The sequence below is a fragment of the Mesorhizobium sp. B3-2-1 genome (assembly GCF_006439515.1).
Classification (GTDB): Bacteria; Pseudomonadota; Alphaproteobacteria; order Rhizobiales; family Rhizobiaceae; genus Mesorhizobium.
Genome location: NZ_VFTI01000010.1, coordinates 61,464 through 77,683, shown reverse-complemented (window position 1 = coordinate 77,683; position 16,220 = coordinate 61,464). Strand labels below are relative to the sequence as shown.

Annotated in this window: 14 protein-coding genes; 8 read left to right on the top strand and 6 right to left on the bottom strand. The window is 63.7% G+C overall.

Translation table 11 applies throughout. The features are described from left to right. Positions 1 to 7: 7 nt before the first annotated feature. The 8 genes from fdhF to FJW08_RS12680 all read left to right on the top strand — a co-directional run bounded on the left by fdhF (position 8) and on the right by FJW08_RS12680 (position 9,131). On the top strand, positions 8 to 2,920 hold the full coding sequence (gene fdhF / locus FJW08_RS12720; protein WP_140810847.1) for a formate dehydrogenase subunit alpha: 2,913 nt from the start codon (positions 8 to 10) through the stop codon (positions 2,918 to 2,920). Between the two features lie 280 nt (positions 2,921 to 3,200). Beyond that, complete coding sequence (gene fdhD, locus FJW08_RS12710; RefSeq protein WP_140810845.1) at positions 3,201 to 4,025, top strand: formate dehydrogenase accessory sulfurtransferase FdhD; 825 nt, start codon at positions 3,201 to 3,203, stop codon at positions 4,023 to 4,025. Beyond that, a complete protein-coding gene (locus FJW08_RS12705; protein WP_140810844.1) occupies positions 4,015 to 4,326 on the top strand; it encodes a formate dehydrogenase subunit delta in 312 nt (103 codons plus the stop codon). Before fdhD ends, FJW08_RS12705 begins: the two co-directional genes overlap by 11 nt. Positions 4,327 to 4,433: 107 nt before the next feature. After that, on the top strand, positions 4,434 to 5,987 hold the full coding sequence (locus tag FJW08_RS12700; RefSeq protein WP_140810843.1) for an alpha/beta fold hydrolase: 1,554 nt from the start codon (positions 4,434 to 4,436) through the stop codon (positions 5,985 to 5,987). Between the two features lie 106 nt (positions 5,988 to 6,093). After that, complete coding sequence (locus FJW08_RS12695) at positions 6,094 to 6,573, top strand: carboxymuconolactone decarboxylase family protein (RefSeq protein ID WP_140810842.1); 480 nt, start codon at positions 6,094 to 6,096, stop codon at positions 6,571 to 6,573. Between the two features lie 82 nt (positions 6,574 to 6,655). Next, positions 6,656 to 7,018, top strand: coding sequence for a nuclear transport factor 2 family protein (locus tag FJW08_RS12690; protein WP_140757987.1), 363 nt, complete (start codon positions 6,656 to 6,658; stop codon positions 7,016 to 7,018). 35 nt (positions 7,019 to 7,053) lie between these two features. Then, complete coding sequence (locus FJW08_RS12685) at positions 7,054 to 7,368, top strand: hypothetical protein (RefSeq protein WP_140810841.1); 315 nt, start codon at positions 7,054 to 7,056, stop codon at positions 7,366 to 7,368. Positions 7,369 to 7,721: 353 nt separating this feature from the next. Beyond that, the gene (locus tag FJW08_RS12680; protein WP_140757989.1) at positions 7,722 to 9,131 is read left to right on the top strand and encodes an FAD-binding oxidoreductase; all 1,410 of its coding nucleotides are present in this window, start codon (positions 7,722 to 7,724) and stop codon (positions 9,129 to 9,131) included. A 128-nt stretch (positions 9,132 to 9,259) separates the two neighbouring features. Here the strand turns inward: FJW08_RS12680 and FJW08_RS12675 are convergent, their stop codons facing one another. From FJW08_RS12675 to FJW08_RS12645, 6 genes are all read right to left on the bottom strand, one after another. Then, the gene (locus tag FJW08_RS12675; protein WP_140757990.1) at positions 9,260 to 10,687 is read right to left on the bottom strand and encodes a gamma-aminobutyraldehyde dehydrogenase; all 1,428 of its coding nucleotides are present in this window, start codon (positions 10,685 to 10,687) and stop codon (positions 9,260 to 9,262) included. A gap of 105 nt (positions 10,688 to 10,792) precedes the next feature. Beyond that, positions 10,793 to 11,608, bottom strand: coding sequence for an ABC transporter permease (locus FJW08_RS12670; protein ID WP_140757991.1), 816 nt, complete (start codon positions 11,606 to 11,608; stop codon positions 10,793 to 10,795). Next, on the bottom strand, positions 11,598 to 12,503 hold the full coding sequence (locus FJW08_RS12665) for an ABC transporter permease (RefSeq protein WP_181182912.1): 906 nt from the start codon (positions 12,501 to 12,503) through the stop codon (positions 11,598 to 11,600). The genes FJW08_RS12670 and FJW08_RS12665 overlap by 11 nt, the downstream gene beginning before the upstream one ends. A gap of 271 nt (positions 12,504 to 12,774) precedes the next feature. Beyond that, a complete protein-coding gene (locus FJW08_RS12655) occupies positions 12,775 to 13,773 on the bottom strand; it encodes an ABC transporter ATP-binding protein (RefSeq protein WP_140810838.1) in 999 nt (332 codons plus the stop codon). A 196-nt stretch (positions 13,774 to 13,969) separates the two neighbouring features. Continuing rightward, the gene (locus FJW08_RS12650; RefSeq protein WP_140810836.1) at positions 13,970 to 15,124 is read right to left on the bottom strand and encodes an ABC transporter substrate-binding protein; all 1,155 of its coding nucleotides are present in this window, start codon (positions 15,122 to 15,124) and stop codon (positions 13,970 to 13,972) included. Positions 15,125 to 15,340: 216 nt separating this feature from the next. After that, on the bottom strand, positions 15,341 to 16,186 hold the full coding sequence (locus tag FJW08_RS12645; RefSeq protein WP_140810835.1) for a class I SAM-dependent methyltransferase: 846 nt from the start codon (positions 16,184 to 16,186) through the stop codon (positions 15,341 to 15,343). Positions 16,187 to 16,220 lie beyond the last annotated feature (34 nt).

Below are 16,220 nucleotides of genomic sequence, written 5' to 3'. Positions count from 1 at the left end.
CTGGCAGATGAACATCAAGGCCGACTTCCCGACGCTCATCGAAGAACTCGATTACGGAACTCCGCAGTCGAAGGCCGAGAAGCAGGTCACGCTGACCGTCGATGGCCGCAGCATCAGCGTGCCGGAAGGCACGTCGATCATGCGTGCGGCGATGGAAGGCGGGGTGGAGATTCCGAAGCTCTGCGCCACCGACATGCTGGACTCCTTCGGTTCCTGCCGCGTCTGCCTCGTCGAGATCGAAGGGCGTGGCGGCACGCCGGCCTCCTGCACGACGCCGGTCGGCGAAGGCATGGTGGTACGTACGCAATCGGACAGGCTCGACGCCATCCGCCGCGGCGTCATGGAACTCTACGTCTCCGACCATCCGACCGGGTGGAACGAGAAGGCGGGAACCGGCGCCAGCGAGTTCGATGTGGTGGCGAAGTCCGTCGGCCTGACCGAAAACCGCTACGGCGTCGAGGGCCGCAACCACGTCAAGGAAGAAAATGGCGTCGCGCCCGGCCATGGCTCGCTCGCGGTCGACTACATCGCCCGCGATGAATCCAACCCCTATTTCACCTACGATCCGGCGCAGTGCATCGTCTGTTCGCGCTGCGTGCGCGCCTGCGAGGAGGTGCAAGGCACTTTCGCGCTGACCATCGAGGGCCGCGGCTTCGAATCGCGCATGGTCGCCGGCATGCACGAGGACTTCATTGCCTCGGAATGCGTCTCCTGCGGCGCCTGCGTGCAGGCCTGCCCGACCGATGCGCTGCGCGAGAAGACCGTGCTCGAAAAAGGCCTGCCGGAGCGCTCGGCCGTCACCACCTGCGCCTATTGCGGCGTCGGCTGCTCGTTCAAGGCCGAAGTGAAGGGCGACGAGGTCATCCGCATGATGCCCTACAAGGAGGGCATGGCGAACCACGGCCATTCCTGCGTCAAGGGCCGCTTCGCCTATGGCTACGCCACCCACAAGGACCGCATCCTGTCGCCGATGATCCGCGAAAAGGTCAGCGATCCCTGGCGCGAAGTGAGCTGGGAAGAGGCGATCGCCCACACGGCCAAGGAATTCCGCCGTATCCAGTACCAGTACGGCCGCACCGCGATCGGCGGCATCACCTCCTCGCGCTGCACGAATGAGGAAACCTATCTCGTCCAGAAGCTGGTGCGGCAAGGCTTCCGCAACAACAATGTCGACACCTGCGCACGCGTCTGCCATTCGCCGACCGGCTATGGGCTCGGCCAGACCTACGGCACCTCGGCCGGCACGCAGGACTTCGATTCCGTCGAATTCACCGACGTCGCCGTCATCATCGGCGCCAATCCGGCTTCGGCGCACCCGGTGTTCGCCTCGCGGCTGAAGAAGCGGCTGCGCCAGGGCGCCAAGCTGATCGTGCTCGATCCGCGTCGCACCGAGATGGTCAAGTCGGCGCATGTCGAAGCCGATTACCATTTGCCGCTGAAGCCCGGCACCAATGTCGCCGTGCTAACGTCGCTGGCGCATGTCATCGTCACCGAGGGGCTTTTCGACGAAGCCTTCATCCGCGAGCGCTGCGACTGGGCGGAATTCCAGGACTGGGCGTCCTTCGTCGCCCTGCCGGAAAACAGCCCCGAAACCGTGGGCAAGCTGTCGGGCGTCGATCCCGAGCTGATCCGCGGTGCGGCGCGCCTCTACGCCAAGGGCGGCAATGGCGCGATCTATTACGGCCTCGGCGTCACCGAGCACAGCCAGGGCTCGACTACGGTGATGGCGATCGCCAACCTCGCAATGGCCACCGGCAATATCGGCCGCCCGGGTGTCGGCGTGAACCCGCTGCGCGGCCAGAACAACGTGCAAGGCTCGTGCGATATGGGCTCGTTCCCGCATGAGTTGCCGGGCTATCGGCACATTTCGGGCGACGCGGTGCGCGATATCTATGAGAGCCTATGGGGCGTGAAGCTGGACGACGAACCCGGCCTGCGCATCCCCAACATGCTGGATGCCGCCGTCGACGGATCGTTCAAGGGCATCTACATCCAGGGCGAGGACATCCTGCAGTCCGATCCCGACACCAAGCACGTCGCCGCCGGCCTTGCCGCGATGGAATGCGTGGTCGTGCACGACCTCTTCCTCAACGAGACGGCGAACTACGCGCATGTCTTCCTGCCGGGATCGACCTTCCTCGAGAAGGACGGCACCTTCACCAATGCCGAGCGCCGCATCAACATGGTGCGCAAGGTGCTGGAGCCGAAGGCGCGCTACGCCGATTGGGAGGCGACGCAGGAGCTCGCCCGCGCGATCGGTCTCGACTGGAACTATATGCATCCGTCCGAAATCATGGACGAGATCGCCAAGACGACGCCAAGCTTCGCCAATGTCTCCTTCGACCTGCTCGACAAGGTCGGCTCCGTGCAATGGCCCTGCAACGACAAGGCGCCGCTCGGCACGCCGATCATGCATGTCGACGGCTTCGTGCGCGGCAAGGGCAAGTTCATCCGTACCGAATATGTGGCCACGGACGAAAGGACCGGGCCGCGCTTCCCCTTGCTGCTGACCACCGGCCGCATTCTCAGCCAGTACAATGTCGGCGCGCAGACACGGCGCACCGAAAATGTCATGTGGCACTCGGAGGACCGGCTGGAAATCCATCCGCACGACGCGGAAAACCGCGGCCTGCATGATGGCGACTGGGTGCGGCTGACCAGCCGCTCGGGCGAGACGACGCTGCGCGCGCTGATCACCGACAGGGTGTCGCCGGGCGTGGTCTACACGACCTTCCACCATCCCGACACGCAGGCCAACGTCATCACCACCGATTTCTCCGACTGGGCGACCAACTGTCCGGAATACAAGGTGACCGCGGTGCAGGTCGGCGCTTCCAACGGCCCGTCGGAATGGCAGCGCGACTATGACGAACAGGCCAAGCAGAGCCGCCGCATCGCTCCGCTGCAGGCGGCGGAGTAGCTGTGTCGAGGCATTCGACAACAAGAGCTTCAATCTTGACGGCTGATCGACCCCCACTCCGTCGAGCTTCGCTCGACACCTCTCCCCCGATCGACGGGGGAGAGGAAAGGCGCGCGCTTTTGCCGGGAGGCACCCTTCCTCTCCCTCCGGAGGGGGGAGAGGTGGCGCTGCGAAGCAGCGACGGAGTGGGGGGCGGCCTGGGAGAGCAATCGCCGATTGAAGCAAAAAACCTTCGGCGCTTCCTAAGCGAAATGGCCGGCAGGCCAAAGGTTGGCGCCTCGTGACCCGCTCTCCTATCTCTCAAATCTCCAGACTGGCGCACCGCGCCAGCGGCACGGCTGCCGCCAACCGCATGGTGCCCGAGGAGACGCCGGTGGCGTTCTCCTTTGCCGGTACCACGCATGCGGTGATGATGGCGAGCCCCGCCGATTTCGAGGATTTCGCGCTCGGCTTCTCGCTGACCGAAGGCATCATCGCTGTGCCTGACGAGATCGAAGCCATCGAAGTGGAAGATCATGGCGCCGGCATCGACATTCAGATCCGGCTGAAGGACCAGGCCAATACGCGCTTCGAGGCGCGGCGGCGGCGGCTTGCCGGACCGGTCGGCTGCGGGCTCTGCGGCATCGAATCCATCGAGGAGGCGATGCGCTCGGTCGATGCGGTCGGTGCGTCGAAACTTACACTCAATGCCGAAGACATCACCCGCTCGGTCAAGTTGCTGTCGAAGGTGCAGCCGCTGCACACCGAGACCGGCGCCGTGCATGCCGCCGGCTTCTACGTACCGGGCAAGGGCGTCATCATGGCGCGCGAGGATGTCGGCCGCCACAATGCGCTGGACAAGCTGGCGGGCGCGCTGGCCAAGGCCAATATCGATGGCGCATCGGGCGCCGTCGTGGTGACCAGCCGTGTTTCGGTCGAGATGGTGCAGAAGACGGCGGCGATCGGTTCGGCCTTCGTCATCGCCGTTTCTGCTCCCACCGCCCTTGCCATCCGCACGGCGCAAGAAGCCGGCATGACGCTGGTGGCTTTGGTGCGAGGTGACGATTTCGATGTTTTTGCCCACCCTGACCGGGTGATCTCCGGAGTTACCCAGCATGTCGCATGACGAAGAGCACATCATGAGCACACGGGAAAAGCTGGTGCGCATGGCCAACCAGATCGCCGCCTTTTTCCACTCCAGGCCACGCGAGGAAGGCGTTGCCGGCGTCGCCGAGCACATCAACAAATTCTGGGAGCCGAGAATGCGGCGCCAGTTCTTCGAGATGCTGGACAGCGGCGGTGAGGGCTTCGACGAACTGGTCGTGGCGGCTTCGGCCAAGATCAAACGGCCGATCACGTCGGCGGAGGCCGATCTCAAGCTCGGGCTTGAAGCCTTTCCGGGCGACGTCGCGGCGTCGCAGAGATAGCCCCAGCGCCGGCTTATATTGCTCTTTGCTAAAGTTTAAGCTGCCGCAACCGGCGCGGCTCTGCTATGGTTGGCGATCAGAAATCGTCAGGCCGGGCGGACAATCTCGTGAGGCCGATCGAAACCCGATACGCCCTTAGCGGCGAGGTGCGGATCGCCTATCAGGTGGTCGGCCAGGGATCGTTCGACCTCGTCTTCGTGCCGGGCTTCATCTCCAATCTCGACCTGCATTGGGAAGACGAGGGGTATACCCGGCTCCTGAAGCGGCTTTCGGCGTTCTCCCGACTAATCCTGTTCGACAAGCGCGGCACGGGTCTCTCCGATCGCGTCGATGTCCATCACCTGCCCAGCCTCGAAACCCGTATGGACGATGTGCGAGCGGTGATGGATGCGGCGGGCAGCGGTCGTGCTGCCCTGCTTGGCGCTTCCGAAGGCGCGCCGCTGGCCATGCTGTTCGCCGCCACCTATCCGGAGCGGACGCGGGCGCTGACGCTCTATGGCGGCTATGCGCATTTCCACAAATGGGTGATGCCACCGGAGCGTCTGGACGCCTTCATCGCGATGGCCGAGACGGCTTGGGGCACTGGCGCCACCTTGCCCAATTTCGCGCCAGGCCGGGTTGATGACGCCCGGTTCTCAAACTGGTGGGCCCGCTTCGAACGACTGTCGGCGAGCCCGACCGCGGCGGTGGCACTGGCGCGGATGAACGCCGAGATCGATGTGCGCGGCGTGCTGGCGGCGATCAGCGCGCCGACGCTGCTGATCCATCGCCGCAACGATGTGCGGGTCGACCCCGACGCCAGCCGTTTTCTGGCCAGGAAGATTCCCAACGCGCGACTAGTCGAAATCCCGGGGCGCGACCATCCGATCTGGACCGGCGATGTCGACCGGGTGGCCGACCTGATCGAGGAATTCCTGACCGGTGAACGCGCCGTGGGGGAAGCGGAGCGCGTTCTGGCGGCGCTTCTGGTGACACGCATCTATGACACGGCACGGCTTGGCGACAGGATGTGGAGCGAACGCAGCGAGCATTTCCACGAGATATGGCGGGCACTTGTGGGCCGCCATGGCGGGCGCTGCACGGATGTGCATGGCGAAATGATGATTTCGCGCTTCGACGGCCCGGGGCGGGCCTTGCGCTGCGCGGCGGCATTGCGCGACGCGGCGCAACAAATCGGTGTGGCAAGCGCGCAAGGGGCGCATGTCGGCGAGATCGAATTGCGCGGCCCCCCCGCAGGATTGACGGGCCGCGTGACGATCCAACTCGCCGCTCACGCCGGGCGCGGCGAGATATTGGCGTCGAGGCTGGTCGCCGACCTCGCAGCCGGCTCGGGGCTTCATTTCGCCGACGCTGGCCGTGTCAGCATCGACGAACTGGACGAGCCCATGGCGCTAGTCTTGGCGATGTCCGAACAGCACCTGGAGCCGGCTTGTCGTCCCAAGGCCAAGGCGAGCGAACCGGCTTGCCTGACCGCGCGCGAGAGCGAGGTGGTGAGCCTGATCGCCGACGGCAAGAGCAATGCCGCGATCGCCGCCGAACTCAGGCTGAGCGAGCACACGGTCAAGCGCCACGTCGCCAACATATTGCTCAAGCTCGACCTGCCATCGCGAGCGGCGGCGGCGGCATTTTCCGCCAGGCAGACTGGCCCGGACGGGCCATGAGAGCCATGGCGCTTTCGGGCGAAGCAGGCACACCGGTGTAAGCGCTATCAATTCCCCATGCAGTCCAGGCGGATATCGCCGAAAGGCGCTGCGAACGGAGGATGAGATGCTCAAGTCAAAACTGAATGTCAGATCCCTTATGGTCGTGGCAGGCATTGGCGTGCTGACCACGACCTCTCCCGTAAGAGCAGAGGATGCATCGGCGACCGCCGCCTACAAGGACATCCGGGCGACGCTCGGCTCGGTGCCGGACATGTTCAGGACACTGCCTGATGTCGCCATCGCCGGCGCCTGGGCCGAGATCAAGGGTGTGCAGCTCAACCCCAAGACCGCGCTTGATGGTAAGACCAAGGAGTTGATGGGGCTCGCGGTCGCGTCGCAGATCCCGTGCCAGTACTGCATCTATTTCCACACCGAAGCCGCCAAGCTCAACGGCGCCAGCGACGAGGAGATCAAGGAGACGATCGCGATGGCGGCAATCGTGCGCCATTGGTCGACGATCCTCAACGGCAGCCAGGTCGATCTCGCGACCTTCAAGAAACAGACCGACGACGTGTTCGCGGCCGTCAAGGCCAAGTCGCAGTGAGGACCCGGCTCGGCGATGAGTGCCGGGCGACACCTCAAAGCATGAACCGCCCGATCGCAACGACGGGCATATGGAGGACAAAATGCTGACCAAGACCCAGACAGTGGACGGCGCGGCGATCAAGAAGGCGATCGAAGGCCGTGATGGAAAGATGCTGTCGAGCTTCTATGCGGACGACGCGCTGGTGCGGGTGATCGACCGCAACAACCCGCCGAGCAAGCCACGCGAAATCCGCGGACGCGCGGCGATCACGATGTTTTGGGACGATATCTGCAGCCGCGCGATGACCCACAAGGTCGATGCAACCATCGCCGACGGCGACAGCCTGGCCTTTACCCAGGCCTGCGCCTATCCGGACGGCACGAAGGTGTTCGCCGCGGCGATGCTGGAACTCAAGAACGGGCAGATCGCGCGGCAAACCGTCGTGCAGGCCTGGGACGAGTAGTCAAACGCGGCCATGCCGAAACAACGGAGGACAAGATGTTCAGCGCCAGATGGCAGATCGACGCCAGGTTCGGACACAAGCAGACCGTGCTCGAACTGATGCGAAAATGGGAACGCGAGATCGGCTCACAGGTTGGTCTCGCCGACCTCGAGTTCCAGATCATGACCGGCTCGATCGGCGCGCGCGAAGCGACGGTCGAGTCTCACCACCAGGTCGAGAGCCTCGCCCAGTTGGAGGCGTTCTTCGCCAAGATCGGCAAGATCGACGCGCACGCCAAATGGGGCAAGGAGTTGGAGCCCTATGTCGTGTCAGGCACCAGCCTGTGGCAGATTTTCCGTATCGTCGAATAGTTGATGTCGGATAGCCGTGGCCCAGCCCCTGGGAGGCGGCGAGTACCAAGGAGGGTGGCTGCGAGGCGGCGGCCACCTTCATCATGCGCCATGCGATAAAGGCAAAGCCACGAGGCGTGGCTCCCGCTCTCCTATACGGTCAATCTCTTCGGCGGCTTCCGGCTGCCCGCCATGGCTCTCCTGGGCCATTGCCCATTGGCCCTTTCGGGCGAAGCAGCGGGGACAGGATCGGTGCAATGTACTCGCCTCTGCTCCATCCAACGCATCCGCCCCGAGGGAGGCGGCACAACGAAGCAACAAGATGCGTCGCGCCGACGCCGCATAGCGCCGGCGCAATCAAAGGGAGAAAACCGATGACCGACGAAACCCATGCAAAACTGCGTGAAAACCTGCGCGGGGGGCTGATCCTGCGTGACGATGCCGGATATGACGAAGCACGCAAGATCTACAACGGCATGATCGAAAAGCACCCGCTGCTGATCGCACGCTGCGCCGATGTCGCCGACGTGATCACCGCCGTGAGATACGCGCGCGACAACGACCTCCTGATCGCCGTGCGCGGCGGAGGGCACAATGGTGCCGGATTGGGAATTTGCGACAACGGCCTCGTCATCGACCTGTCGACGATGAAGGGGGTCCATGTCGACCCGAACAGGCGAACCGTGAGGGTCGCGCCCGGCTGCACGTCCGGTGACGTGGACCACGCCACCCATGCTTTCGGGCTCGCCGTCCCGTTCGGCATCGTCTCGACCACGGGCGTTGCCGGCCTTACTCTCGGCGGAGGGACGGGCTATCTCACGCGCAGATACGGTCTCACCATCGACAATCTTGTCGAAGCCGATCTGGTGCTGGCCGATGGCAGCGTGGTGAGGGCCAGCAAAAGCGAGAATCCCGACCTGTTCTGGGCGCTGCGGGGCGGCGGCGGCAATTTCGGCGTCGTGACCAGCTTCCTGTTCCAGGCCCATCCTGTGAACATGATCTTCGGCGGCCCGGTATTCTGGGAGGCCAAGGATGCTCAGGCCGTCATGCAGGTCTATCGCGACTACCTACCGGAGGCGCCGGAAGACCTCGGTGCTTTTGTCGGCCTGAAGTCCGTGCCCTCGACCGATCCCTTCCCGCGCGAGTATTGGGGCAAGCGCGCCTGCGCCATCATCTCCTGCTACAACGGCACGGAGGAGGACGGGCGCAAGGCGATGGCGCCACTGCTGGACAACTTGCCGCCGCCGATCTTCAACTGGATGGGCGTCATGCCGTACCCGGCGTTGCAGGCGCTGTTCGATCCGCTGCTTCCCAAAGGCCTGCAATGGTATTGGAAGGGCGATTTCGTCAAGTCGCTTCCCGACGAAGCCATCGCGACCCACATCGCGCAGGCCGCCCAGGCGCCCAGCGAATTGTCTCTCATGCATCTTTACCCGATAGACGGCGCCGTGCGCCGCGTCGGCAAGGACGAGACTGCCTGGAACGCACGCGACGCAAGCTGGTCAATGGTCATAGCCGGCATCGATCCCGATCCGGGCAAGGCCGCCGACCTCACCAAGTGGGCCAAGAATTACTGGGCGCGCATCCATCCCCACAATGGCGAAGGCGGCTACGTGAATTTCATGATGGAGGACGAAGGAGAAGCGCGCTTGCGGGCAAGCTATGGCGCGAATTACGAGCGGCTGAGCCAGGTGAAGCGGACCTATGACCCATCCAACGTCTTTCGGGTCAATCAGAACATCAAGCCCGCGCCATCCGGGGTACAAGGCAGGACGGCGGCTTAGCTGGTGGATCGCTGCTTATGCCGCTTAGGCGGTCTTCCCTCCGTCAAAGGCAGGGCCTTATAGAGAGTATAGTAACGCTGACGCCCTCCTTCAGACAAAGGGCGTCAGCGCCGCGATGCGATATCCCCTTACCCGTGAGCCACCATGACATGGCGCACGGCGGTGTAGTCCTCCAGCGCGTAGAGCGACATGTCCTTGCCGTAGCCGGACTGTTTCAGTCCGCCATGCGGCATCTCGTTGGTCAGCATGAAATGCGTGTTGATCCAGGTGCAGCCATATTGCAGGCGGGCAGCCGTTGCCATGGCGCGTGAAACGTCCTTCGTCCATACCGAAGACGCCAGGCCATAATCGCTGTCATTGGCCCAGTTCACAGCGTCGTCGACCTCCGAGAACCGGGTAATGGAGACGACTGGGCCGAACACTTCGCGGCGCACGATCTCGTCCTCCTGCAGCGCGCCGGCGACGACAGTCGGTTGATAGTAGAAGCCGGTGCCCTCGCCCGGCTTGCCGCCGGTGGTGATCTCGATGTGCTTCAGTTCCGAGGCACGCTCGACGAAGCTCGAGACGCGGTCGCGCTGGCGGCGCGAGATCAGCGGCCCGATCTCGTTCTCGGTGTCGTCGGGCTGGTTGTATTTGATGGTCGAGACCGCGGAGGAGAGGTCGGCGACGAGCTTGTCGTAGATCTTCTTGCCGGCATAGATGCGGCAGGCGGCGGTGCAGTCCTGGCCAGCATTGTAATAGCCGAAGGCGCGCAGGCCGTTGACGACGGCTCCGAGGTCTGCGTCGTCGAAGACGATGACCGGCGCCTTACCGCCGAGTTCCAGATGCGTGCGCTTGACCGACTTGGCGGCGGCCTGCAGCACCTTCTTGCCGGTGGCGACGTCACCGGTGATCGAGATCATATTAACCTTGGGGTGATTGATCAGCGTGTTGCCGACGCTGTCGCCCCGGCCAAGCACGACATTGACGACGCCTTCGGGCAGGATTTCGGCCAGGATCCTGGCCAGTTTCAGCGCCGTCAGCGGCGTCTGCTCCGACGGCTTGAAGACGACGGTGTTGCCGCCAGCGATCGCCGGCGCCAGCTTCCAGGCCATCATCATCAGCGGATAGTTCCACGGCGCGATCGAGGCGACGATGCCGATCGGATCGCGCCGCACCATGGAGGTGTGGCCGGGCAGATATTCGCCCGCGACGACACCCGGCATGGAGCGGACCGCGCCGGCGAAGAAGCGGTAGCAGTCGACGATCGCCGGGATTTCGTCATTGAGTACGGCGTTGATCGGCTTGCCGCAGTTCAACGCCTCGAGCGTGGCGAATTCCCTGGCCTCGGCCTCGATGCGGTCAGCGATCTTCAGGAGATAGCCGGAGCGCTGCGCCGGCGTGGTGCGCGACCACAAGACGAATGCTTGTTCGGCGGCAATGACTGCCGCCTCGATCTGCGCCTGGCTGGCCTCGGGCAGGTTGAGAATGGTCGCCCCGGTCTTTGGGTTGAGGATTGGCTCCTCGGTCTCGGTGCCCTTCTCGAATTTCGAGCCGATCAGCATCTGGGTGTCCATTGGATTCTCCTTGGGCAGAAGTAGTGAGTAGTGAGTAGTGAGTAGTGGATGAGTTTCCACCGTGGATTCGGCTATTCCCTACTCACTACTCACCACTCACTTCTTTCATTTCCCGCTTCCGGCGATCTGGTCGCCGTCGCGGGTCAGGTAGTAGGCAAACAGGATCGGCAGCAGCGTCACCAGGACGACGACCATAGCGACGACATTGGTGACCGGGCGCTGGCGCGGACGGATCAGCTCTTCCAGCATCCAGATCGGCACGGTCTGTTGCTGGCCGGCGGTGAAGGTGGTGACGATGACTTCGTCAAAGGACAAAGCGAAGGCGAGCATGCCGCCGGCGAGCAATGCGGTGGCGATGTTGGGCAGCACGACATGGCGGAAGGTCTGAAAGCCGTCGGCGCCGAGATCCATCGAAGCTTCGATCATCGAGCCCGAGGTGCGGCGGAAACGGGCGACCGCATTGTTGTAGACGACGACCACGCAGAAAGTGGCGTGGCCGAGCACGATCGTCCAGAACGAGAACGGGATGTCGGCGAGCGCGAAGGCCGAGCGCAGCGCGATGCCGGTGATGATGCCGGGCAGTGCGATGGGCAGGATGACCAGCAGCGAGATGGTTTCGCGGCCGAAGAATTTCGTCCGCGACACGGCGGCGGCGCACAGCGTGCCGAGCACCAGAGCAATCGTGGTCGAGATAGCGGCGACGCGGACCGACAGGGACAGCGCTTCCCAGACATCGGGCCGATTCCAGGTGACGGCGAACCATTGCGTGGTCAGCCCGGGCGGCGGCCAGACGAAGCTCTTCTCCTCGGTGGTGAAGGCATAGACGAAGATCAGCAGGATCGGCAGATGCAGGAAGAGCAGGCCGCAGGCGGCCGCGATCTTGAGGCCGACGGGAGCGGATTGACCACGATCAGAGCGCATCGAAGGCCCCCATGCGCTTGGCGCCCCAGAGGTAGAAACCCATGATGACGATGGGCACCACGGTGAAGGCGGCGGCGAGCGGGATGTTGCCGGCGGTGCCTTGCTGCGAATAGACGGCCTGCCCGATGAACAGGCGCGAGGTGCCGATGATCTGCGGGATGATGTAATCTCCCAATGTCAGCGAGAAGGTGAAGATCGAGCCGGCGACGATGCCGGGCAGCGCCAGCGGGAACAGCACGTTGCGGAAGGTCTGGCCGGGCGAGGCGCCGAGATCGGACGACGCCTCGACCAGATTGCCGGGCACGCGCTCGAGTGCCGCCTGGACCGGCAGGATCATGAAAGGCAGCCAGACATAGACGAAGACGATGAAGGTGCCGGTGAACGACACCGACAGCGAATTGCCGCCGACCACGGGCAGCGACAGCCAGGCATCGAGCAGCCACAACAAATGCAGCTTGGCGAGCAGCCAGGTGAGAATGCCTTCCTTGGCCAGGATCAGCTTCCAGGCATAGATCTTGACCAGGTAGCTCGACCACAGCGGCAGCATGACGCCGAGATAGAACAGCGCCTTCCAGCGGCCGCGTGCATAGCGCGCCGCGTAGTAGGCAATGGGGAAGGCGACGATGGCCGAAGCCAGCGTGACCAGGGCCGCCATCGTCACCGTGCGCAGGATGATGTCGAGGTTGGCGGCCTGCAAAAGGTCGCCATAGGTCTTCAGCGTCAACTGGCGGTTGATGAGGCCGGAGAACTCGTCGATGGAGAAGAAGCTCTGCGCCAAAAGCGCGAACAGCGAGCCGATATAGACGATGCCGAGCCACAGAACCGGCGGCAAAAGCATGAGCAGCAGCAGGACTTGCGGCCTACGCCAGAAGAGGTCGGAGAGCGCACCGCGCATGCCGCCGCTGCCGGGCAGGATGGCGGGGACGGGATTGGGGTTGAGGGCGGTGATGGTCATGACAGATGCACAGTTCTGCTAACGCCGTGATCCGTCGCGCCCCCCTCTGTCCTGCCGGACATCTCCCCCACGTGGGGGGAGATTGGCAGCTCGTGCGCGGCGCCAGCCTTCAGACGTTGGAGATTGGCGAAGGCCGATGCGACATCCGATCTCCCCCCTAGAGGGGGAGATGTCCGGCAGGACAGAGGGGGGCGCATCGCGCAAACCTTCATCATGCCGGCTCGTCCATCAAATGCAGGTGCTCGCGATTGAACGTCAGCACCACCGCCTCGCCCTCCGCCGGCAAGGCAGTGCCGGCAGGCACCACGGCGTGCAGTTTCAACCCGTCGGCATCAAGCGCCAGCCTGGTCGTGGCGCCGAGATAGTTGGTCGAGACGAGGCGCGCAGCGACGCCCTCGCCGCTCGCGGCGCGGCCGACGCGAATGGATTCAGGCCTGAGACTCCCCCAGCGTTGCTGGCCGGAATAACGCTGGACGAAATCCGGCGGCAGCACGTTCGAGGAACCGACGAAATCGGCGACGAAGCGCGTGCTCGGCCGCTGATAGATGTCCTCCGGTGTGCCGATCTGCATGATCTTGCCATCGTTGAAGACGGCGACGCGGTCGGCCATCGACAGCGCCTCGCCCTGGTCATGGGTGACGAAGACGAAGGTGATGCCGAGCGCCTTCTGCAGCGATTTCAGCTCCTCCTGCATGTTTTCGCGCAGCTTGAGGTCGAGCGCGCCGAGCGGTTCGTCGAGCAGCAGCACCTTGGGCTGGTTGACCAGCGCACGCGCCAGCGCGACACGCTGGCGCTGGCCGCCGGAAAGCTGGCCGGGCCGGCGCGCGCCATAGCCGGGCAGCCGCACCAGCGACAGCGCTTCTTCCGCCGCCTTGTGCCGCTCGGCCTTGCCGATACGCTTGACCATCAGCCCGTAGGCGACGTTGTCGAGCACGTTGAGATGCGGGAACAGCGCGTAGTCCTGGAACACGGTGTTGACGTTGCGGCGGTAGGGGGGCACGCCCTCGGCGCGTTCACCGAAGATCGAGATCGAACCCGATGTCGGCTGCTCGAAACCGGCGATCAGGCGCAGGCACGTCGTCTTGCCGGAACCGGACGGCCCGAGCATGGCGAAGAATTCGCCTGGTACAATGTCGAGGTCGACAGCGTCGACAGCGCGAACGCTGCCGAAATGGCGCGAGACTTTTTGAAAGGAAACGGCTGGGGTCATGTGGTGTCCTGATCTGTCAGGCTCGTCAAATCTTGGGCGTTGGCGCTGCCCCTCATCGGCCTGCCGGCACCTTCTCCCCGTATTGAGACGGGGAGAAGGGACGCGCTTCAACGCCGATGATCCCCTCTCCCCGTTCTTCACGGGGAGAGGGCAAGGGTGAGGGGCAGCGCCAACTATCGACGAAGCGAAGCGAAAATTATCGTCCGCCGATGACGCCGATATAGTCCGACACCCAGCGGTAGTAGGGCACGCACTGGTCGTTCTGGGTGGCGCATTTCGAGACCGGCGTCTTCCAGAACTTGATCTTGTCGAAATTGTCGTAGCCGTTGGTCTTGCAACCTTCCTCGCCGAGCAGCTCGTTGCCTTTGCAGGCGGCCGGCACGACCGGGAGCGAGCCAAACCAGGCCGAGACATCGCCCTGCACCTTCGGCGCCAGCGAATGCTCGAGCCACATATAGGCGCAGTTCGGATGGGCCGCGTCGGCTTCCATCATCGTGGTGTCTGCCCAGCCGGTGACGCCTTCTTCCGGCACGGTCGAGGCAACCGGCTTCTTGGCGGCGACCAGCGTGTTGACCTGATAGGGCCACGAGCCCGAGGCGACCACGCCTTCATTCTGGAAATCGTCGACCTGGATGGCGGCGTCATGCCAGTAGCGGCCGACCAGCGTGCGCTGGACGCGCAGCAATTCGAGCGCGGCCTTGTACTGGTCCTCGTTCAGTTCGTAGGGATCCTTGATGCCGAGTTCCGGCTTGTGGAACATCAGGTAGTTGGCGGCGTCGGCGATGTGGATCGGCCCGTCATAGGCCTGGACGCGGCCTTTGTTGGACTTTCCGTCCGGCAGCTTCATTTCCTCGAAGACGACGTTCCAGCTCTTCGGCGCTTCCTTGAACACCTCGGTGTTGTACATCAGGATGTTGGGACCCCACTGATAGGGGATGCCGTAATGCACCTTGTCGACGGTGAACCAGGGCGCGTCCTTCAGCCGGTCGTCGACCGTCTTCCAGCTTGGGATGAGATCGGTGTTGATCGGCTGCACGCGCTTGCCGGCGACGAGGCGCAGCGAAGCATCGCCCGAAGCGGTGACGAGGTCGAAGCCGCCCTCGTTCATCAGCGACACCATCTCATCCGACGTGTTGGCGGTCTTGACGTTGACCTTGCAGCCGCTCTCCTTTTCGAAGGCGGTGACCCAGTCATAGCCCTTGTCGGTCTCGCCGCGCTCGATATAGCCCGGCCAGGCAACGATGTTGACCTGGCCTTCGCCCTTGCCGAGTTCCTTGACCTGGGCAACGGCCTGCCCGGAAAAGGTCAGCGCGACCGTCAGCGCGGTGCATGACTTCAGGAATGAATTCATCATCGATCTCCCATTTTGGCGCCCGGCCTCCGAAAACCGGTTTCGGTTTTCGCCAAGGTCAACGCGCGGACTGAAAAAGTATCAGTTCGTCCGACGGACGCATGTCGCTCTGGTGGCGGCTTTGGTCCCTTGAAGGGAAGGTGCTTTGAAAATTCCGGTTTCGCAAATTCATTTATCAGAAAGGCGATATCGGTTTTTCCGATAGCAAGACGCCCTTCAAGCCAGCGCCGTCACAAGCCAGCAGGCGGCATTGAAGCGGGCCTCACCATCCTTCACGAAAGGCGCGTACGCAGCAGGCAACACCGTAGTGATTTTTTCGGCCGTTGCCCGGTCAACTTCGCGCAGCGTGGCGGCGACCGGCCCTAGCCGGGTGGCAAACGTCATCAAATCGCCTTCTGCGATCCGACACAGGACGTTCGCCTGTTCGACTTCGATTGATGACCAGCCGCTCGCTTCAAGGATCCGCTTCACCTTGGCGCCGTCGGCCAAGGCAAACTGTCCCGGCGCATCGGGATCTGGCGCGGGTGCGGGCGGCAGGAAAGGCTCAGCCGCTCGCGCGGCGGTCGTCATGAAATCATTCTCGACCGGACTGCGCCAAGCAACAAAGGCGAGTTTGCCACCGCGCCTTGCGGCTTGTCTTATATTGGAGAACGCGGCCACTGGATCATCGAAGAACATAACACCAAAGCGCGAGACAACAGCGTCGAAGCGTCCTGGTTCGAACGCATGCGCCTGGGCATCGCCCACTTCGAAACTTGCGTTTGCTGCCCCTTCCACCCGCGCGCGCTCCGTCGCCAGGGCGACAAGCGGCCGCGAGATGTCGAGCCCAACACAATTTCCGTCGTTGCCCACGCGGCGCGCCATCGTCAGGGTTGTGGCGCCAGCGCCGCAGCCGATGTCCAGGACATTGCCCCCCTCCCCGGGATAGCCGGCATCGACCACCAGCCGCTCCAACGGTGCCAGTATCTCGTCGAGGATCGGCTGCATCTCGACCCAGGCCTTCCCGCTGACGTCGTTCCAGAGCGCGGCTTGGCGTGTGTTTGGCTGCGCGGATTGCGGCATAACGGGCCTCACTTTCTGTTGCTCTCACCGATCG